This window comes from Ruegeria sp. CK2, assembly GCF_056536585.1.
On record NZ_JBQFPW010000005.1, the window covers coordinates 73,676 to 92,209 of the forward strand.

Sequence of the window (18,534 nt, forward strand, 5' to 3'; positions counted from 1 at the left end):
GATCTTCAATTCACGGTAAACGTCTGAAGACACTCGAACTGCCACCAAGAGCATTTGGTCGATAAAGACAGCTACATCAGGTCGTTCTCAACATCCTCGGCTGATATTCCAAGCGCGTCCAACCCGTTTTCCAGATGGTCAGACATATGCGGTGTACCGATCAAGTAGTCGGCGCAGGGGGTCGAAGCTTCGGCTTTGGCTGTCGCAATGGCTTCGGCCAGATCCTCGGCGAAAAAACTCTCCCGACCGACCCACATGATAGCAACCAGTTCGGCCTGCTCATCTTCGCTCATGTGATCGACAAAGGCGCGTAGTTCGCCCTCGGCCCGGTTCAGCTCGCGGCCCATCATCGCAACCTGGGCGACTTTTCTTGCCGAGATTTCCAACATCCTTCAGCTCCTCGTGTTCGCGGTTCTTGCCCATGACAACCATTCAACCAAGCCGGAGTCTTTGATCTCACGCAAACTGAAAAGGTTATCGGCGTACGCGGGACATGGGCCGATCTGGAACCGGGGCAGTGCGAAACGGACGAAAGGTTGCTTTTTTGAACAAGAGCTTAAAGGCCTGCCAAACGATCAGCGTGAACGTTCGCCGCGCACCGAATGGGCGCCTTAGCAGCGACCACAAAATCACGCGATTGGTCAGCGGCCGCCGCGGTCCGGTCAGCGTGGCAATCATACCACCGCCGTCGCGCCCATAGTCGATCCAAACGCCAACCCGATCCGGGCGATAGTCAAAGCGGAACGTGTATGACCCTTCGATCTTTTGGAAGGGCGAGACATGCATCAACTTGTCCGCAACGACCCGATCCCCGGGTTCGATCTGCGAAAATTCGGGTTTGTGACACAGATAGCTATGACGCGTGCCAAAGGTATTGGTGACCTCAGCCACCACCGCATAAAGCGTTTCTTCCTTGTCAAAGCAGAACCAGAAACTGACGGGGTTGAATACGTGGCCCAGCACACGAGGTTGCGTCAACAACATGATCCGCGCGGGTTGCGACACATCTTTCACGTCAAATTGCGCACGCAACCAAGCGGCACCTGTGCCTTGCCCCTGCTCACCACCATGATCTCGGGTCCGCCAATTTGTGATGTTCACGCGGTCAATTGAGAACAGCGCTGGCGTTTTCAGTTCTGCTTCCGGGTCGAGCAAAATGTAGTCTATCGAATAGCGAAACGCGTTTTCAATCGCGCCTTTGCGCCCATGATAGGTATGACCGGCAATATGATCGACTATTTGTGTCATTCGTTGTTTTCTGTTCTGCCTGTAAACTGTTCAAAAGGCGTTCTTTTCCCCGAAAGCCTGTTTACCTGAATACGAAAGCTAGCGCAGTTTGGATTAAAATGACCCCGTAAAGTGATCCGGCTTGGGCCGCGCCACGTAATGTGGTTATGTTTACCGAGATGAATACCGCAACCATCGACGAGCCCCCGACCGAGACGGTCGTGTCTCGGTCATGGCGTGCAAAGAAACACATCAAGGGCAAGCCGGTGAACGGAACCAAAGAAAGTTGCGACACCAGGGCCGAGTGGGTGGACCATGTCAAACGCATCCGGGACACGCAGGATCAGGCGGCATTTGCCGAACTGTTCCAACACTTCGCACCTCGTATTAAGGCCTTCCTGATCCGCTCAGGATCTGACCCTGCAATGGCCGAGGAGTGCGCACAAGAGGTGATGGCGACCCTGTGGCACAAGGCTCGTCTGTTTGATCCAACACGGGCAACCGTGGCGACATGGGTGTTCACAATCGCCCGGAACAAACGAATTGATGTTCTGCGCAAACAACGCCGCCCCGAACCCGAAGAACTGGGTTGGGGCCCCGAAGCGGAACCCGAACAGGACGATGTCATCGTTCTGCAACAAGAAACCGCGCAATTGCGTACCGCCCTATCGGCTTTGCCAGACGCGCAGAGACAGCTGATCGAGAAGGCGTACTTCGGAGATCTGAGCCATCGAGAAATCGCCTCTCAGACCGGGCTGCCCCTTGGCACGATCAAATCACGGATACGGCTGGCGCTGGATCGCCTGCGCCATGCGATGAACTGAGATGAATGAGATGAGCAAAACGATTAAACATCATCTGACGGACGATTTGCTGATGGCTTATGCGGCCGGAAGCTTGCCCGAGGCGTTCGACCTGATGGTCGCCACGCATCTGTCCCTGTGCGACGATTGCCGCGCGCGGGCTGAAAGCTTTGATGCTGTGGGTGGACATGTTCTGGAACAGCAAGGCCAACCCGTCAGCATGAGCGATGAATCCCTAGCTGCCACGATGGCTTTGATCGCTCAGGGCGCACCGACCCCCAAACCCGCTCGACCGGGTTGCGCCGTTTTACCTGCCCCGCTGCAGGATTATGTTGGCGGTAGTGTTGCTGATATTCGATGGCGGTCCATCGGCATGGGCGTCAAACAGGCAATCCTGCCAACTGGGAAGGATGCCACTGCAAGGCTGCTGTTCATTCCCGCAGGTGCCGCCGTGCCCGATCACGGCCACAACGGCGTGGAACTGACAATGGTGCTTCAGGGTGCGTTTTCCGATGAGGTTGATCGCTTCGCCCGTGGCGATGTCGAGATTGCCGACGAAGATCTGGAACACACACCTGTTGCAGATATCGGCGAAGATTGCATCTGCCTTGCGGTCACTGACGCGCCGCTGAAATTCAGCAAGCTCGTGCCGCGCCTGTTCCAGCCCTTCCTGCGAATCTGACCCAGGCGTCAGTCGGACTAACTTCTGCGCGTGTAGTGTTCTTGAGGTATCCCAAGCAATTCCAAGGTACCTCTGCGACCTCTGACTTCGATCGGGGGCAGCGGCACCAGATTTGCATTCTGGCCCGCCTCACCGGCAGCACTGATTAGATCAGCCGACAGGATTATGCCCATTTCGTGTGATCGCGTCAGGTTTTCCAGCCGGGCCGCGATGTTGACGGTGTCCCCGAACACCGAAAATTCCAACCGCTCCTGATCGCCAATCACGCCGATAAAGACCTCTCCCCAGTGCAGCCCGATCCCTGTGTCCAAAGCTGGCCGCCCTGCCTGTCTACGTTCGGTGCTCCACTCCTGCATTTCTTTCCACAGCCCCATACCGCAATCGAGACAACGGCTGGCAGCTTGATCCCCTTCGAAGACAATCATCACCGCATCGCCGATAAACTTGTCGATGATCCCGTTCTGGGCCCGAACGACCGCTGAAACGCGGCTGCGGTAATCCGAAACCAGTTCGGACACTTGCTCGGGGCGAAGCTGTTGCGACACTGTTGTGAACCCCCGCAAGTCGATGAAAATCAAGCCTGCCATCTGACGTCGCCCAGTTTTGAGAGCGGCCAAGCCACTGTCGCCAAGATCTTCAACCACCTGAGACGGTAAGTACCGCGTCAGGTTGGCCCGGCGTTGTGCTTCTGTAATCGAGCGGAAAAGCAAGGCATGGACGCGGCGTGCCGCGACGATAAGCACGATGCCTGCAAGTGCAATCATGAACAGTCGGATAAGATTTGGCGGCAGTGACAAGAACAACCAGATCGGGTTGTCTTCCAATCCACGCGTCGACCCTGCGTCAACGCCAACCAAAATCAACAACCCCAGTACAAGTAACCCTACCTGCAGTGCCATGATCTTTGGGTTTCCACGCAAGACACCGAACGCGAGCACAATCGGGACCAACCAAACCGCTGGCAGCACAAAGATCGCATCCCCGGACAGACCCACATTACGCATTCCGACCCAGACATTCGCGACAAGAAACAAGGAATCCGCCGCTGAGACAGGCCAGGCAACCCAGGCTGAAAAATGACCGCGTCGTGCGGTCCACCACGTTGCCAATCCCAGAACGAAATAGGCCAGCATCGTACTCAGGGCAAAAACCCATTGCCGCTCCAGAACGGCGTGCCCTGAATTGACCACCGGCTGAACCGTAAACAAAAAGAACAGGGCCAGGCCAGCTGCGACCAGCATACGCAGCAATCCGACAATCCGTTCTGCGTCCTGTTCGGCCTGTTCGAGCAGCTCGGAAGTATTCGGCGACTGACTGGTTGTGTTCATTTTGCTGTATGAGCCCCACGCTGCCTGTCTACCGGTGCGTTCGCTTGGGATCACCCTTCCTGTCGGGTCAACGGAACAACTCCCGGTGTTTCATCCGGGGCCAGTTCTTCGAAATCAAAATTGTCCAGCCGTTGCGCCCGACGGCCTGCCTTTTCGGCACTGATCTTGATTTCCGAGATATCTTTTGCCGCCTGCCCAAAATGCCGATCCAGGTTGGTCACCCGGTCGCCCAGACGGTCGACGTCCTTGTGGAGTAACCCTAATTCCTTGCGGATCGCGCCTGTTTGTTCCCGCATCCGCGCATCTTTGAGGATGGCGCGCATCGTGTTCAAGGTCGCCATGCACGTGGTGGGTGAGACGATCCAGACGCGCTTGGAAAAGCTCTCTTGAACCAGTTCCGGGAACTTGGCGTGCAGCTCGGCATAAACAGCCTCAGAGGGCAGGAACATCAGCGCACCGTCGGCAGTTTCGCCGTCCAGTATGTATTTCTCTGAGATGTCCGTGATGTGCTTGCGCACCGTGCTTCGAAACATCTGTACCGCCGCTTTCAGCTCCAAATCGGTGCTCGAATTGATCAAAGCCTCATAGGCTTCCAGCGGGAACTTACTGTCGATGACAATAGGTCCGGGCGGGTTCGGCAGGTGAATAAGACAATCAGCGCGACGGCCATTTGACAGGGTCGCCTGCAGCTTAAAACTGTCAGAGGGCAAAGCCTTGGACACAATATCGTTCAGCTGAATCTCACCAAAGGCACCGCGCGTTTGCTTGTTCGACAGGATATCCTGCAAGGACAACACGTCACCCGAGAGCTTGGTGATGTTGTCCTGCGCCTTGTCAATCGCCGCCAGACGTTCCTGCAATTGCGTCAGCGACGTCGCGGTTTGTTTCGATGATCCGTGTAAGGATTCCTTCATCCGCTCTTGCATATCAGCAAGTGCACGGGCGGATTTCATGGCGTTGTCGGCCAAACGATCATTCATCTGCTGCTGAACCGAAGACAGCCGCGACTCGACCGTCTGGATCACCTGCACCTGCGCGTTGGCCTGCGTGTCCGAGACGTGCTGTAACCCACCCCGCAATTGATCCTGCCCTTGGCCCAGTTGCTGCACATGTTGACCCAAATGCGCCATTTGCCGTGCCAGAGGTTCCGCCATCCTGGCTGATCGACTGGCCGCACGTAACGACAAAAACAGCAGGACCAGAATCAACAGGACCACCCCGACGCCCGCCAAAACGGTCAGAACCATTGGGTCGGTCAACGAATACTGTATGCCTGCAATCTCTATCATCTTAGTCAGTATGTTCTTGTTTTGTTTCTATTCTTGTAAACGGTTCCACGCGTCGGATCAACTGCGTCCGAACAGCCGTTCGATATCGCTCAGCTTGAGCTCAACGTATGTTGGGCGCCCATGATTGCACTGACCGGAATGCGGCGTCGCCTCCATTTCGCGTAGCAGGGCGTTCATCTCTTCTGCCCGCATCCGGCGGCCCGATCTTACGGACCCGTGACAAGCCACCCGGCTCAGTATCGCCTCGATCCGCGCCTGCACCGTCTGGCTTTCGCCCTGGTCTGCCAGCTCATCCAGTATGTCGAGGATCATGGCGCGGGCGTTGACTTCTCCTAGAATGGCCGGAGTTTCCCGCACCGCAACCGCACCGCCACCAAATGGTTCGATGGCCAGACCGAGACGCGACAAATCCTCGGCGACGGCCATCAGACGCGCACAATCCCCATCGGACAGTTCTACGATTTCCGGAATCAACAGCGCCTGCGCGGCCACGCCATTCTCAGCCATCTGGGTTTTCAGTTTTTCGTAAACCAACCGCTCATGAGCGGCGTGCTGATCGACGATCACCATACCATCGGCGGTTTGAGCGATGATGTAGTTTTCATGAACCTGCCCGCGCGCTGCCCCCAACGGAAGGTCCTGTGCAGATTGTTCAACCTCTGCAGCACCCGCACGCTCGGCGGGATTCGCGTCAACGACGCTTCCACTGTAGTCATTGGCCAGCTCAGCAAAGCCCGGCGATTGCGCCCGATAAGCCGCTTGTCGCGCGGCAGGGGATGGCCGATCCATCTGATAGACGCGTGCCGGACCGGGTGCCGCCTGTTCAGGCCGCATCGCGCCCAGGGTTGCATTGGATACCGTCGATGACGCCCGATGCCCGGCCTCGGCCAGAGCGTGGCGCAGGCTTGAAACAATCAACCCGCGCGCGATGCCTGGATCACGGAACCGCACTTCGGATTTCGCAGGGTGCACGTTCACGTCCACCAGAGTTGGTTCGCAGTCGACAAACAGCGCCGCCGCCGGGTGGCGGTCGCGGCTGAGAAAATCAAAATAGGCGGCGCGTAGGGCGCCGGTCAGCATCTTGTCACGCACTGGTCGACCATTGACGAACAGATATTGTGCCACAGCCGCACCACGCGAATATGTGGGCAATGCGGCGTAACCATACAGCCTGATCCCCTCACGCGTCGCATCAATCTGCAAAGCATTTTCGGCAAACTCGCGGCCGATCACGCGGGCCAGTCTGGCATATAAAGCGTCGAACAGATCACCGTTCTCACGATCAGCGCGGAAGGTCACGCGGCCTTCACCGCCACCCGATACGTCACGCAAAGTGAAGGTCACCGCAGGTTCCGCCATAGCGAGGCGTTTCACCGTATCCGAGATTGCCTGCGCCTCGGCCCGGTCTGTACGCATGAACTTCAGCCGTGCGGGTGTGGCAAAAAACAAATCCCGCAATTCAACCACAGTTCCGGAGCGCAAGGCCGCAGGTTTCACAGCCTCGGTTTTCCCACCCGATACCCGGATCAAGGCGGCCTCACCCTCTGGCACGCGGCTCGTGATGGTCAATCGACCGACAGCTCCCAGCGAAGGCAGTGCTTCCCCACGAAAGCCGAAAGTATGGATGTTCAGCAGGTCAGACCCATCAATCTTGGACGTCGCATGGCGCGACAAGGCCAGCGGCAGATCATGCGACGCGATCCCACACCCATCGTCAGTGACCCGGATAAGTGTCTTGCCCCCGTCGGCTATATCGATGGCGATCCGGGTGGCACCTGCATCAATGGCGTTTTCAACCAGCTCCTTGACGACCGAGGCAGGACGTTCGACGACTTCACCCGCCGCGATCCGGTTTATCGCAGCATCATCGAGTTGCCGAATCAATGGGCGATTTTCGCGGATATTGGGGTTTGGTTGCGCCATACCGCTAGACCTAGCACAACCAAGCGCGATTCTGCCACTGGTTTGAATGTCATTGATTGCTGTTTCAGCAGGCGTCCGGACAATCGTTACCAGCCACCAAAATGCGGCCAGCGTTGATCACGACCGTCCGGACGAGCCGAAGTGAGTGGTGATGTGATAGCTCCTAATATCAATCGACCTAACACGCGATTTTCTAAAAATCTTGTTAAGACTCATGTCGCAAATTTCTGGGCAGAGATTGGCCGATGACATGCGATCGACGCTGGCGATAAAGCGCCAATTCACGAAGAGTTTTGCACACCGACACGGGCGCGACACGGGCCAAACATGGCCGTCAGGGCAAGAATCAGACCCGATATCGTAGCGATCATTCCCGCCGCGCTGACTGCATCCGCGCCCCCTAGCCACAATGGCCCATACCCCGCCAGCACATAGCCGGCGACCGCCGAAGTGATGGCGAAGACAACGCTCCAGATAATCTGCGTTTCCAGCCGATTGGTCATCATCCGAGCGGCTGCAGGCGGGCAGATGAACATGGCAATCACGATGATAGACCCCACGGCATCAAAGGCCGCCACTGCAGCGATAGCCGCCGTGATGACCAAGGCCATGCCCAATGCACCCGTGCGAATGCCGATGGTGCGGGCAAACCCTTCGTCGAAGGTGGATATCTTCAACGGACGCCAGAAAAACCAGGTAAACAGGATCACCCCAATCAGGGTCAGCGCAATACGCGACAGCTCAGACGGTAGCCCCGCCAGTGCTTCGAGGTCCCAAAGCGAGGACCAGCCGGTCGCATCCAGCCAGATCAGGCTTTCCAGATTGCCATACAGCGCGTGTTCAACATCCAGATGCACGGTCGACGTATCAGTTTGCTCAAGCAACAGAACACCTGCCGCAAACATTGTCGTAAAAACAACGCCCATTGCAGCACCGGGTTCGATCTGCCCCAGACGACGAATTGCCTCAATCAGAACCACCGCCACAATGGCGGCACCTGCGGCCCCCAGCATCATCGGCCAGGTTGAAATCGCACCGGTCAGCAAAAACGCCACAACGATGCCGGGCAGAACAACATGACTGATCGCATCCCCAATCAAAGCTTGTTTGCGCAAGACCAGAAAGTTGCCAGGCAAGGCGCAGGCAATGGCTGCAAACGTGCCAATCAAAAGGGGCGTCAGCGACAGGGGGACAAATTCTTCACCACTCATGACGGGACCTCCTGTGGGCCGCCAATGCGGCGATCAATCTCGGCGATCTGGTCCTGGGTCAGAACCGTGTCTATGTCGCGCAGACCATCGTAAAGCGCCGCCGTCGCCTCGTGCGCTTGATCCGAGCGCACAACCTCCCATCGTTTTTCGTCGCGCAATGCTTTGGCCGCGCGGGCTTTGCCGGGGTCCGTCGCGACACCATCCGCGCGAACCAAACCGGCGCGCCGCAAAAGGCGCAGCGTCAGAGGTTCGTAAATCTTCTGATCCTGCGCCAGTGCCAACAGGCCCTGCCGAATATGCACGCGTCGCTGGAATTGAAGATGCCGCAATACGGCGGCCAGAACACCTCGGACCGGGGCAAAAAACAATGACAGGGCGAAAAACACAAAACTGACCAGAACGATGATTGGGCCAGTCGGCAAGTTTGGGGCTGATGCCGAGAAGGCCGCCCCGACATAGCCCGCCAATCCACCCGCAAGACCCGCCAGCAGAACCACCCGATCCGAACGTTCGGACCAAAACCGGGCTGTCACCGGCGGGATGATCAGCAAGGCAACAATCAGGATAAGGCCGACGATTTTCAGGCCGACCACGGTCACAGCCATCACCAGCCCCATCATGGCAAGGTCAATCCGGTGCACCGGTAGCCCGCGTGCCGCGGCATAGTCCGGGTCAAACGCAACCATTGTCATTGGCCGCCGGATCAACACGACCAAAAGTAACGTTGCAGCTCCTCCTATGGCGATGATCAGCGCATCAGCCCAAAGCATTCTGGCGGTCGAGCCTAACAGGAATCCTTCCAACCCGGCCTGACGGCCAACACCCATGGTCTGGATGACCGTCAGCAAGACAATTCCGAACCCGAAGAATACAGACAGTACCGCGCCAATCGCGGCGTCTTCGGCCAATCGTGTGTGACGGGTCAGCCAGTTCATGCAAAGCAGGCCCACCCAAGCCGAGATAGCAGAGCCTGCGAGCAGTCCCGGCAGGTTGCGTCCATCCCCACCCAGCGCGACCAGAACCATAAAGGCCAGACACACGCCCGGCAGGGTCGCGTGGCTGATGGCGTCACTGACCAGCGCGCGCTTGCGCAGGAACAGGAATGTACCTGTCACCCCAGCAGACACACCCAGCAAGGTTGCACCAATGGCGACAAGCGTGGCGTTGTAGCCAAGCTGCAAACTCAGAGCATCCCAAAGCATGATTTATCCCAGTGCGCGTGAGATCTGGTCGATCTGCGCAGTTGCCAACCGACCGCCATACGCAGATTGCAGGGTCTCAGCGGTAAAGGCTTCTGCCACTGTTCCCTCAGCCACTTTGCGTGTGTTGATCAGGAAGACATGGTCAAAGTAGTCCGTGACCGTCGCCAGGTCGTGATGCACGACCACTACGGTCTTGCCGGCCTCTTTAAGCGATTTCAGCACCTCAATAATCGCTTTTTCGGTGGCCGCATCGACCCCGGCAAAGGGTTCATCCAGTAGATACAGATCTGCATCCTGAGCAAGGGCGCGTGCCAGAAAGACCCGCTGCTGCTGACCGCCAGACAATTGTCCGATCTGTCGGTCTGCAAAATCCTGCATGCCAACTCGTTTCAAGCATTCCTTGGCGTAAGACACATGGCGGGCACGAACACGCCTCAGCAAGCCCAATTCGCGCGACAGCCCCATCAGAATCACATCGATCACACGGGTGGGAAAGTCCCAATCTACACTGGCACGTTGCGGGACATACGCGATACGTGCGCGCTGTTTTTCCAACGGCCTGCCAAACACGCTCACCTGACCAGATAAAGGTGAGACAATCCCTAGCGCCGCTTTCAGCAAGGTCGATTTCCCGGCCCCGTTCGGACCAATGATCGCTGTCATGGCGCCGGGCTGCACGGTCATGTCTACCGAAAACACGGCCGGTTTTTGGCCGTAGGACACGGTCAGACCCCGGATGGCCAGGGGGCTTGCCACCAACCCTTGGTCCGCCACTTTGACACCTTGATCCGCTACCAGATCCAGCATTTCTCAGAACCCCGCCGACAGTCTTCCGTCCATGCCGCAACCGGGCACGTCACCGTCCAATGCCCCGGCAATCACCGTTATGTTGTGATCCAGCATGCCAACATAAGTGCCTTCGTAGGTCCCGTCATCGCCCATGGCGTCCGAGAACAGCTCACCACCAACCTTAACCTTGTGCCCTTTCGCGGCAGCACCTTCGATCAGCGCCCGCATCGAACGATCCGAGACTGAGCTTTCGACAAAAACGGCCGTAATCTGACGATCAACCAGCAAATCAACCAACTCGCCAATCCGGTTCAACCCGGCTTCAGACTGGGTCGAGATGCCCTGAATTCCCAGCACCTCGAACCCGAAGCTTTCACCGAAATAGCCAAAGGCGTCATGCGCCGTGACCAAAACCTTGTTGTTGTCCGGCACAGTCCCAAGCGTGTCCTGTGCATAGGCGGTCAGACGGTCGACATCAGCCAGATGGGCCTGCGCGTTGGTCGCAAAGATCTCGGCCGCTTCGGGGCGTACTTCCGTCAACGCGGCCTGCACTTCGATGACAACATCACGCCACAGCTCGGGCGTCATCCACACATGTGGGTCGTATTTGTCGGCATAGTCGTCATGGGCGCGCAGTTTGGACTTATCAATTCCATCCGCAACCGCGATAACCGTCCGTTTACGCGCGAGATCCTGAAAGAAGCCTTCCATCTGCGCTTCAAGATACAGACCATGCCAAAGCACCAGATCTGCACGAGTCATCGCCACAATGTCACTGCGGGTCTGGCGATAGGCATGCGGGTCAACGCCTGGTCCCATCAAGCCCTTAACCTCGACCTGATCGCCACCGACCTGACGCGCCGCATCTGCAATCATGCCTGTCGTCGCAACCACTTTCAGTGGCGCGTCAGCCCAGGTTGCGATGGGCAAAGCAGCGGCAAGTGCCAAAGCTGCAAGAAAACTGCGACGAATCATGTGCGTGCCTTTCAAGGTGCTCTCTTGCGACTGAATATGAGAACCATTCGCAACTAAGTCAACGCTAATGCGAATTATTCGCAACTAAATCCCCATATTTTGTCCAAATGGTCAAATAATCTCCTGCCAATCGGCTTGTATGCCTTCCATTTGGTCGCATGCCGTGCGATTTTGACGCAAACCTCCCAAAGGACGTGAAGATGGAAACGCAGAGCTCAGAAAGCCCCGTGCGCACCGCGCATCTGCCGCAAGTGACTGAACCCCGCAATCCGGGCATGGATCTCGATCTGGATTGGGTGCGCGCCGTGCAGGCCAATACCTCGGCCATTGAGCGCCGCGCCGCCACCCTGCCCGGTCGACGGTCGGTCAAGAAAGAGTATCAGGCAGCATGGTTGCTTAAGGCGATCACGATGATCGATCTGACCACCCTGTCCGGCGATGACACCGTGGGTCGTGTCCGGCGGCTATGTGCCAAGGCGCGGCAGCCGGTGGCTCCTTCGACACTGCAAGCATTGGACATGCCACCAATCACAACCGGGGCGGTCTGCGTCTATCACGACATGATTGAAACCGCGGTAAGCGCATTAGAAGGAACCGGGATTCCTGTTGCAGCCGTCTCGACCGGCTTCCCCGCAGGTCTGTCGCCCTTCCATCTGCGCGTAGCCGAAATCGAGGAAAGCGTGAAGGCCGGAGCAGAGGAGATCGACATCGTGATCTCACGCCGCCACGTCCTGTCGGGTGACTGGCAAGCCTTGTATGAAGAGATGAAGGCCTTTCGCTTGGCCTGCGGCGACGCACATGTCAAAGCCATCCTTGCAACGGGCGAACTTGGATCCTTGCGTAACGTGGCGCGCGCCTCGCTGGTCTGCATGATGGCCGGGGCGGACTTCATCAAAACCTCGACCGGCAAAGAAAGCGTCAATGCCACGCTGCCCGTGTCGCTGGTGATGATCCGCGCGATCCGAGATTACTATGACCGCACCGGGTATCGCGTGGGTTACAAACCTGCAGGCGGTATCTCGAAAGCCAAGGACGCATTGGTCTACCTGTCTCTGATCAAGGACGAATTGGGCGTTCGCTGGTTGGAACCCGACCTGTTCCGTTTTGGCGCGTCTTCCTTATTGGGCGATATTGAGCGGCAGTTGGAACACTATGTGACTGGAGCCTACTCGGCCGGATACAGGCATTCGATGGGGTGAGCCCGTTGGTGACGTCTGGGCGATGAGTATTTGGGAAAAGATGAAGCGATGACAGTCAAAGAGATTTTCGAAACCATGGATTACGGCCCTGCCCCCGAAAGCGCTGCCGAGGCGCTGGCCTGGCTGGTCGATCAGGGCGACAAGTTCGGTCACTATATTGATGGTGCGTTCACCAAACCGGGCAAAGGGTTCGAAAGCCGCAACCCAGCGACCGGAGAAGTTTTGGCCAAATTGAGCCAAGCCAAGCAGGCCGATGTGGACGCAGCCGTAGCCGCCGCCCGCAAGGCGCAACCGAAATGGGAGAAGCTGGGCGGTGCGGGTCGTGCACGGTACCTTTATGCCATTGCGCGCCTGTTGCAGAAGCATTCCCGTCTGTTTGCGGTGCTGGAGAGTCTGGACAACGGCAAACCGATCCGTGAATCGCGTGACATCGATATCCCACTGGCGCAGCGTCATTTCTACTACCACGCGGGCATGGCGCAGTTGATGGAAAGCGAACTGTCCGATGCAGAAGCGCTGGGGGTTTGTGGTCAGATCATCCCCTGGAACTTCCCGCTGCTGATGCTGGCGTGGAAGATCGCCCCCGCTCTGGCAATGGGCAACACGGTGGTTCTGAAACCTGCCGAATATACTTCGCTAACCGCGCTTCTGTTTGCCGATATCTGCACACAGGCCGGGCTGCCCAAGGGCGTGGTCAACATTGTCACCGGTGACGGCGCGGTGGGTGAGATGATCGTGGCCTCGGACGTGGACAAGATCGCCTTTACCGGCTCGACCGTTGTGGGCCGCCGCATTCGGGAAGCGACTGGTGGCTCGGGCAAGGAACTGACGTTAGAGCTAGGCGGCAAGTCCGCCTATGTCGTCTTTGACGACGCCGATATCGATTCAGCAATCGAAGGGTTGGTCGACGCGATCTGGTTCAATCAGGGCCAGGTCTGCTGTGCAGGGTCTCGCCTGCTGGTGCAGGAAGGTATCGCGGACCGCTTCCACGACAAGCTGCGCGCGCGGATGGACACGCTGCGAATTGGTGATCCGCTGGATAAATGCATCGACGTGGGCGCGGTTGTGGACCCGGTCCAGCTGCAGACCATCAAGGGTCTGGTCGAAAGCAACACCGCTGGTCACGTGCATCAGGCAGCCTGCGAGCTGCCCGCGAATGGCTGCTATTATCCGCCGACGCTGATCTCGGGACTCGAAACGTCCGACCCGCTGATGCAGGAAGAAATCTTTGGTCCAGTTCTGGTATCTTCAACCTTCCGCACGCCGGAAGAAGCCGTAGAGCTTGCCAACAACACCCGCTACGGGCTGGCCGCGACTGTCTGGACCGAGAATGTGAACCTTGCGCTGGACATCGCGCCAAAGCTGGTAGCGGGGGTGGTCTGGGTGAATGCCACCAACCTGTTCGATGCGGCTGCCGGGTTCGGCGGTGTGCGTGAAAGCGGCTTCGGCCGTGAAGGCGGCTGGGAGGGTCTGGCGGCTTACACCAAACCCAAAGGCAAGACCAAGTCGCTGATAAAGGTTGAAACGGCGACCGGCGAAGGCGCTCCCATCGATCCGATTGACCGTACCGCCAAAATGTATGTTGGCGGCAAACAAGCGCGACCCGATTCTGGTTATTCGAAGCCGATCTGGGGCAAGTCCGGCCTATTGGGTCATGTGGGCCTTGCCAACCGCAAAGACATTCGCAACGCGGTTGAGGCCGCAGCAGGCGCCAAAGGCTGGTCCAAAACCACCGGCCATCTGCGGGCACAGATCCTGTATTATATCGGCGAGAACCTCTCGGCCCGAGCCGATGAATTCGCTGCCCGCATTGACACCATGACCGGCAAGAAGGACGGTACGAAAGAGGTCGAAGCCTCGATCCAGCGCCTGTTCACCGCCGCCGCCTGGGCCGACAAGTATGACGGTCAGGTGCATGGCGTTCCAATCCGGGGCGTCGCCATTGCCATGAAAGAACCGGTCGGTGTCATAGGTGCCCTTTGTGCCGACGAAGCTCCGCTGCTGGGTCTTGTCTCGGCTATGGCCCCAGCGATTGCGATGGGCAACCGCGTGGTTCTGGCTGCGTCCGAGCCCCATCCGTTGGCGGCCACCGATTTCTATCAGATTCTCGAAACCTCCGACGTCCCTGCAGGTGTGGTCAACATCCTGACGGGCAGCCACGCAGAACTGGCGAAACCGCTGGCCTCGCATCTGAACGTGGATGCGGTCTGGTCATTCTCGTCCACCGACCTGTCGAAGGAAATCGAGGTCGTATCCGCCGGGAACCTCAAGCGGACCTGGGTCAATAACGCGACGGCAATTGACTGGAGCATGGACCATTCGCGTCGCTTCCTTCAGGCTGCCACTGAAATCAAGAACATCTGGGTGCCCTACGGCGAGTAAGGCTCTCGCAGTTTGGGAGGTCTACATGGACTTTGCAGGAAAAACCGTCATCGTGATCGGCGGCACAAGTGGTATCAACCGTGGCATTGCTGAGGCTTTTGCAGCCTCCGGTGCCAAACTGGCCGTCGCCAGTCGATCGCAGGAGAAAGTGGACGATACGGTCGCGGCCCTGAAAGCGGCCGGCGCGGCTGAGGCGATCGGTACCGCCTTTGATGTTCGCGACTCTGACGCGGTGGCTGCAGGTCTTAGACAATTCCATGAGGCTTTGGGCGACTTTGACGTGCTGGTGTCCGGCGCGGCCGGCAACTTCCCGGCACTCGCTGCCGAGATGTCGGTCAACGCGTTCAAGACGGTGATAGACATTGATCTGATGGGTACTATCCATGTGTTGAAAGGGGCCTATCCTTATCTGAAACGCCCCGGTGCCAGCATCATCAACATCTCGGCCCCGCAGTCTTATCTGCCTTATGAAGGCCAGGCCCATGTCTGCGCCGCCAAAGCGGGCGTGGACCAGATCACGCGTACTTTGTCGATGGAATGGGGCGTCGAGGGCATCCGCGTGAACTCGGTTGTGCCCGGTTTCATCGAAGGCACTGAAGGCGCCAAACGTCTGGCACCGACACCCGATGCCGGAGAAGCATTGCGCAAGGACGTCCCATTGGGCCGTTGGGGGCAACCGCAAGACGTTGCCAATGCCTGCCTGTTCCTCAGCTCGGACATGGCCAGCTATATCAGCGGCACAGTTCTCGCCGTTGATGGTGCGTTGTATCAGCGAGGCTCAGGTAAGTTCGGCCAAATGATGGGTCAGATGCTGCGTGGCATGAAAAAGGGTTGAGCATCGCTCAACCCCCATCATTCAATTGGTGGTTTCCAAACCAACCGGCTTGCCAACAACAGTGAAATGCAGCCCGTCTGGGTCGAGCAATTCAGACGCGACACGGTTCACTTCTTCCAGCGTTACCGCGTTCACCTTGTCGTTACGTGTGGCGATATAGTCGATCGGCAGACCTTCCATCTGCATGCCAACCATTATCCCCGCGATCTGCGCGTTGCCATCGAACCGCAGCGGATAGGCGCCAGTCAGATAGGTCTTGGCATCATCCAGCTCTTTCTGCGTGACGCCGTCTTCAGCAGCGCGGGCCCATTCGGCCCGGATAACTTCGACTGCCTCAGCGATCCGGTCATTGGCCGAAGATACCGAGCCTAGATAAACCGAAGCCAAATCCTTGGGCACCAGATACGTCCCCACACCGTAAGTCAGGCCGCGTTTTTCCCGAACCTCCTGCATCAGGCGACTTTCGAAACCGCCACCGCCCAGGATATGGTTCAGGATGTAGGCGGCGAAGAAATCCGGATCATCACGGTCGATCCCTTTCTGGCCGAACAGGGCGACCGATTGCGGCGTATCAAAGTCGATAACGCTGACACCGCCTGAGATTGAAACCTCGGCCTTACCCGGGATCGGCTTGCCCGTCTCCGGCAAATCCGCAAGAAGCTGGTCGAGCAATACGCCCAATTCTTCTGCCGTGATATCGCCTACGGCACCGACAAACAGGCGGTCCTTGGCAAACACATTGTCATAAGCTGCCACCACGTCTTCGCGTGTCAGGCCCGCAACGCTGTCCAGATTTCCTTTGCCTTCGGACCCGTAAGGGTGCTCTCCGTACGCCATTTTGGCGAAACTGCGCCCGGCAATGTCGTTCGGGTCAGTCTGATCCGATCTGAGGCCCGACAGGATCTGCGCCCGCACCCGATCCACCGCATCCTGATCAAACCGAGGCTGGTGAAGGGTGGTTTGCAACAATCCCACAACCTCGTCCCGGTTTTCGGTCAGAAACTGCGCGGAAATGGACACCGTATCGTCGCTGGCATTGTAGCCGAATGAAGCGGCCAGAGACTCAAGCTCCCGAGCATAAGAACGGGCATCCATGTCGCCAGCCCCTTCTTCGATCAACCCGCTCATGAGGTAAACCGCGCCGCGTTTGTCCGGATCATCCAGCGATGTTCCGCCCCGGAACCGCAATTCCAGAGCGGTGAACGGGATCGAATGGTCTTCGACCAGCCAAGCGGTGATGCCGCCGGGCGAGGTGACCTCTTTGATCTCGATCTCGGCCCAGGCGGGCAGCGCAAAAACAAGGACAATCAGAGTTGTGACAAAGGCCTTCATTGCGTCACCTCGTCGTCGCGCATCAGCCAACCGGTGACGGATGCCTCGGGTTGCAGCACGTCGCGGGCAGCCGCGATGATCTCATCACCGGTGACGGCCTGCAGGATGTCCGGCCAAGCCTGAACATCTTCGACGGTCAGACCACTGGTCAATGCCCGGCCATAGCGGTTGCCAATCCCATCCACATTGTCGCGCGCATAGGTCTGAGCAGCACGCAATTGCATTTTGATACGCTCCAGATCCTCTTCGTTCACACCTTCGGCAATGAAATCGGCAACGGTCTGATCCATGGCATCTTCAGCCTCTTGCAGTGAAACGCCTTCGGCAGGTACGACCAAAAGATCAAACGTCGTGTCATCCAGAGATACGCCGCGATAAAACGCGCCAGCATAAACAACCTTCTGATCTCCGAACTGAAGTTTCTCATTCAGGTAAGAGGTCGTTCCGCCCCCCAAAAGCTCAGCCAGCAGATACAAAGCAGCGGCTTTTTCCTGCGCACCCGGGTCGCGTTCAGGCGCAAGATAGCTGCGCTGCACATAAGGTTGCGAAACGCGCGGGTCCTTGTAAGTCAACCGACGTTCGGTGGTTTGCGGCGGTTCCTGAGAGCGCACGCGTTCAGGCAAATCCGCGTTGGCAGGGATCACACCGTAATACTGGTCGGCCAAGGCGCGAACCTCGTCCGGGTCGACGTCTCCGGTCACGACCAGAATGGCGTTATTAGGCGCGTAATGGGTTTGGTAGAAGGACAGGGCATCATCCATATCCAGCGTTTCCATCTCGTGCTTCCAGCCGATGATTGGCACGCCATACCGATGGTTAAGATATTGCGCCGCGCTCATCTGCTCACCAAACAAGGCGCGCGGATTGTTTTCAGTGCGCTGGTTGCGTTCTTCTAAAATCACATCGCGTTCGGTGAGGATGTCGTTTTCGGACAGGCGGATGTTACGCATCCGGTCCGCCTCCATCCGCATCATCAGTTCCAGACGATCTGCAGCGACGCGCTGAAAATAGGCGGTGTAATCGTATGAGGTAAATGCGTTGTCATTGCCACCGTTTGCCGCAACGGTGGCCGAAAATTCACCGGGCGCCAGCGTATCGGTGCCTTTGAACAACAAATGTTCCAGAAAATGTGCCACGCCGGATGATCCGACAGGTTCATCAGCCGAACCAGCCCGATACCAGACCATATGCTGAACGACTGGCGCGCGGTGATCTTCGACCACCACAACGTCCATGCCGTTGTCCAGCGTAAATGTTGTGACCGCCTCTTGTCCATCCTCGGCAAAAACCGGGGTGGCGGCAATCAGGGCGGCCGACAGTGTCAGGGCCCGAACCATGGGGCATCCTCCGTTTCGTT

The 18,534-nt window shown here is 57.8% G+C and carries 16 protein-coding genes; 5 read left to right on the top strand and 11 right to left on the bottom strand.

What is annotated here, in order from left to right:
- Positions 1 to 71 precede the first annotated feature (71 nt).
- On the bottom strand, positions 72 to 389 hold the full coding sequence (locus tag ACR0BU_RS09680; RefSeq protein WP_298934477.1) for a DUF3775 domain-containing protein: 318 nt from the start codon (positions 387 to 389) through the stop codon (positions 72 to 74).
- 85 nt (positions 390 to 474) lie between these two features.
- Positions 475 to 1,248 (bottom strand): DUF1365 domain-containing protein, encoded by a 774-nt coding sequence (locus ACR0BU_RS09685; protein ID WP_480737036.1) that lies wholly within the window; start codon positions 1,246 to 1,248, stop codon positions 475 to 477.
- Between the two features lie 146 nt (positions 1,249 to 1,394).
- Here ACR0BU_RS09685 and ACR0BU_RS09690 point away from each other — a divergent pair, with 146 nt between their 5' ends.
- Together ACR0BU_RS09690 and ACR0BU_RS09695 are read left to right on the top strand one after the other, a co-directional pair.
- The gene (locus ACR0BU_RS09690; RefSeq protein ID WP_298934475.1) at positions 1,395 to 2,051 is read left to right on the top strand and encodes a sigma-70 family RNA polymerase sigma factor; all 657 of its coding nucleotides are present in this window, start codon (positions 1,395 to 1,397) and stop codon (positions 2,049 to 2,051) included.
- Between the two features lie 10 nt (positions 2,052 to 2,061).
- Entirely contained in the window at positions 2,062 to 2,712 is a 651-nt protein-coding gene (locus ACR0BU_RS09695; RefSeq protein ID WP_298934474.1) for a ChrR family anti-sigma-E factor, read from the top strand.
- A gap of 17 nt (positions 2,713 to 2,729) precedes the next feature.
- Here the strand turns inward: ACR0BU_RS09695 and ACR0BU_RS09700 are convergent, their stop codons facing one another.
- From ACR0BU_RS09700 to ACR0BU_RS09730, 7 genes are all read right to left on the bottom strand, one after another.
- Entirely contained in the window at positions 2,730 to 4,040 is a 1,311-nt protein-coding gene (locus tag ACR0BU_RS09700) for an adenylate/guanylate cyclase domain-containing protein (protein ID WP_298934473.1), read from the bottom strand.
- Positions 4,041 to 4,090: 50 nt separating this feature from the next.
- Complete coding sequence (locus tag ACR0BU_RS09705; protein WP_300069359.1) at positions 4,091 to 5,329, bottom strand: DNA recombination protein RmuC; 1,239 nt, start codon at positions 5,327 to 5,329, stop codon at positions 4,091 to 4,093.
- A gap of 57 nt (positions 5,330 to 5,386) precedes the next feature.
- Positions 5,387 to 7,252, bottom strand: coding sequence for a DNA mismatch repair endonuclease MutL (mutL, locus tag ACR0BU_RS09710; RefSeq protein ID WP_480737038.1), 1,866 nt, complete (start codon positions 7,250 to 7,252; stop codon positions 5,387 to 5,389).
- Between the two features lie 281 nt (positions 7,253 to 7,533).
- Complete coding sequence (locus ACR0BU_RS09715; protein ID WP_480737039.1) at positions 7,534 to 8,463, bottom strand: metal ABC transporter permease; 930 nt, start codon at positions 8,461 to 8,463, stop codon at positions 7,534 to 7,536.
- Positions 8,460 to 9,665 carry a metal ABC transporter permease gene (locus ACR0BU_RS09720; protein ID WP_480737041.1) on the bottom strand — a complete coding sequence of 402 codons (1,206 nt, stop codon included), beginning with the start codon at positions 9,663 to 9,665 and terminating at the stop codon, positions 8,460 to 8,462. The genes ACR0BU_RS09715 and ACR0BU_RS09720 overlap by 4 nt, the downstream gene beginning before the upstream one ends.
- Before the next feature lie 3 nt (positions 9,666 to 9,668).
- The gene (locus tag ACR0BU_RS09725) at positions 9,669 to 10,472 is read right to left on the bottom strand and encodes a metal ABC transporter ATP-binding protein (RefSeq protein ID WP_299078986.1); all 804 of its coding nucleotides are present in this window, start codon (positions 10,470 to 10,472) and stop codon (positions 9,669 to 9,671) included.
- A gap of 3 nt (positions 10,473 to 10,475) precedes the next feature.
- Positions 10,476 to 11,429 (bottom strand): metal ABC transporter solute-binding protein, Zn/Mn family, encoded by a 954-nt coding sequence (locus ACR0BU_RS09730; protein ID WP_480737044.1) that lies wholly within the window; start codon positions 11,427 to 11,429, stop codon positions 10,476 to 10,478.
- 200 nt (positions 11,430 to 11,629) lie between these two features.
- Between ACR0BU_RS09730 and deoC the strand changes: the two genes are divergently transcribed.
- From deoC to ACR0BU_RS09745, 3 genes are read left to right on the top strand one after another with little or no spacing between them, the layout of a single operon-like run.
- The gene (gene deoC / locus ACR0BU_RS09735; protein ID WP_480737045.1) at positions 11,630 to 12,628 is read left to right on the top strand and encodes a deoxyribose-phosphate aldolase; all 999 of its coding nucleotides are present in this window, start codon (positions 11,630 to 11,632) and stop codon (positions 12,626 to 12,628) included.
- A 48-nt stretch (positions 12,629 to 12,676) separates the two neighbouring features.
- Positions 12,677 to 15,010: an aldehyde dehydrogenase family protein gene (locus ACR0BU_RS09740; protein WP_480737046.1), complete on the top strand. Its 2,334-nt coding sequence runs from the start codon at positions 12,677 to 12,679 to the stop codon at positions 15,008 to 15,010.
- Between the two features lie 25 nt (positions 15,011 to 15,035).
- On the top strand, positions 15,036 to 15,845 hold the full coding sequence (locus ACR0BU_RS09745) for an SDR family oxidoreductase (protein WP_480737048.1): 810 nt from the start codon (positions 15,036 to 15,038) through the stop codon (positions 15,843 to 15,845).
- A 21-nt stretch (positions 15,846 to 15,866) separates the two neighbouring features.
- Here the strand turns inward: ACR0BU_RS09745 and ACR0BU_RS09750 are convergent, their stop codons facing one another.
- Positions 15,867 to 17,177, bottom strand: a complete 1,311-nt coding sequence (locus ACR0BU_RS09750; RefSeq protein ID WP_480737049.1) for a M16 family metallopeptidase — start codon at positions 17,175 to 17,177, stop codon at positions 15,867 to 15,869.
- Positions 17,174 to 18,514, bottom strand: a complete 1,341-nt coding sequence (locus ACR0BU_RS09755; RefSeq protein ID WP_480737050.1) for a M16 family metallopeptidase — start codon at positions 18,512 to 18,514, stop codon at positions 17,174 to 17,176. The genes ACR0BU_RS09750 and ACR0BU_RS09755 overlap by 4 nt, the downstream gene beginning before the upstream one ends.
- Positions 18,515 to 18,534: the final 20 nt, after the last annotated feature.

Excerpts from the sequence above, each read along its gene's own strand:
- ACR0BU_RS09720 (WP_480737041.1), bottom strand. The coding sequence starts at position 9,665 with ATGCTTTGGGATGCTCTGAGTTTGCAGCTTGGCTACAACGCCACGCTT.
- ACR0BU_RS09685 (WP_480737036.1), bottom strand. The coding sequence starts at position 1,248 with ATGACACAAATAGTCGATCATATTGCCGGTCATACCTATCATGGGCGC.
- ACR0BU_RS09740 (WP_480737046.1), top strand. The coding sequence starts at position 12,677 with ATGACAGTCAAAGAGATTTTCGAAACCATGGATTACGGCCCTGCCCCC.
- ACR0BU_RS09730 (WP_480737044.1), bottom strand. The coding sequence starts at position 11,429 with ATGATTCGTCGCAGTTTTCTTGCAGCTTTGGCACTTGCCGCTGCTTTG.
- ACR0BU_RS09690 (WP_298934475.1), top strand. The coding sequence starts at position 1,395 with ATGTTTACCGAGATGAATACCGCAACCATCGACGAGCCCCCGACCGAG.
- ACR0BU_RS09755 (WP_480737050.1), bottom strand. The coding sequence starts at position 18,514 with ATGGTTCGGGCCCTGACACTGTCGGCCGCCCTGATTGCCGCCACCCCG.
- ACR0BU_RS09695 (WP_298934474.1), top strand. The coding sequence starts at position 2,062 with ATGAGCAAAACGATTAAACATCATCTGACGGACGATTTGCTGATGGCT.
- ACR0BU_RS09700 (WP_298934473.1), bottom strand. The coding sequence starts at position 4,040 with ATGAACACAACCAGTCAGTCGCCGAATACTTCCGAGCTGCTCGAACAG.
- deoC (WP_480737045.1), top strand. The coding sequence starts at position 11,630 with ATGGAAACGCAGAGCTCAGAAAGCCCCGTGCGCACCGCGCATCTGCCG.
- ACR0BU_RS09750 (WP_480737049.1), bottom strand. The coding sequence starts at position 17,177 with ATGAAGGCCTTTGTCACAACTCTGATTGTCCTTGTTTTTGCGCTGCCC.
- mutL (WP_480737038.1), bottom strand. The coding sequence starts at position 7,252 with ATGGCGCAACCAAACCCCAATATCCGCGAAAATCGCCCATTGATTCGG.
- ACR0BU_RS09715 (WP_480737039.1), bottom strand. The coding sequence starts at position 8,463 with ATGAGTGGTGAAGAATTTGTCCCCCTGTCGCTGACGCCCCTTTTGATT.
- ACR0BU_RS09725 (WP_299078986.1), bottom strand. The coding sequence starts at position 10,472 with ATGCTGGATCTGGTAGCGGATCAAGGTGTCAAAGTGGCGGACCAAGGG.
- ACR0BU_RS09680 (WP_298934477.1), bottom strand. The coding sequence starts at position 389 with ATGTTGGAAATCTCGGCAAGAAAAGTCGCCCAGGTTGCGATGATGGGC.
- ACR0BU_RS09745 (WP_480737048.1), top strand. The coding sequence starts at position 15,036 with ATGGACTTTGCAGGAAAAACCGTCATCGTGATCGGCGGCACAAGTGGT.
- ACR0BU_RS09705 (WP_300069359.1), bottom strand. The coding sequence starts at position 5,329 with ATGATAGAGATTGCAGGCATACAGTATTCGTTGACCGACCCAATGGTT.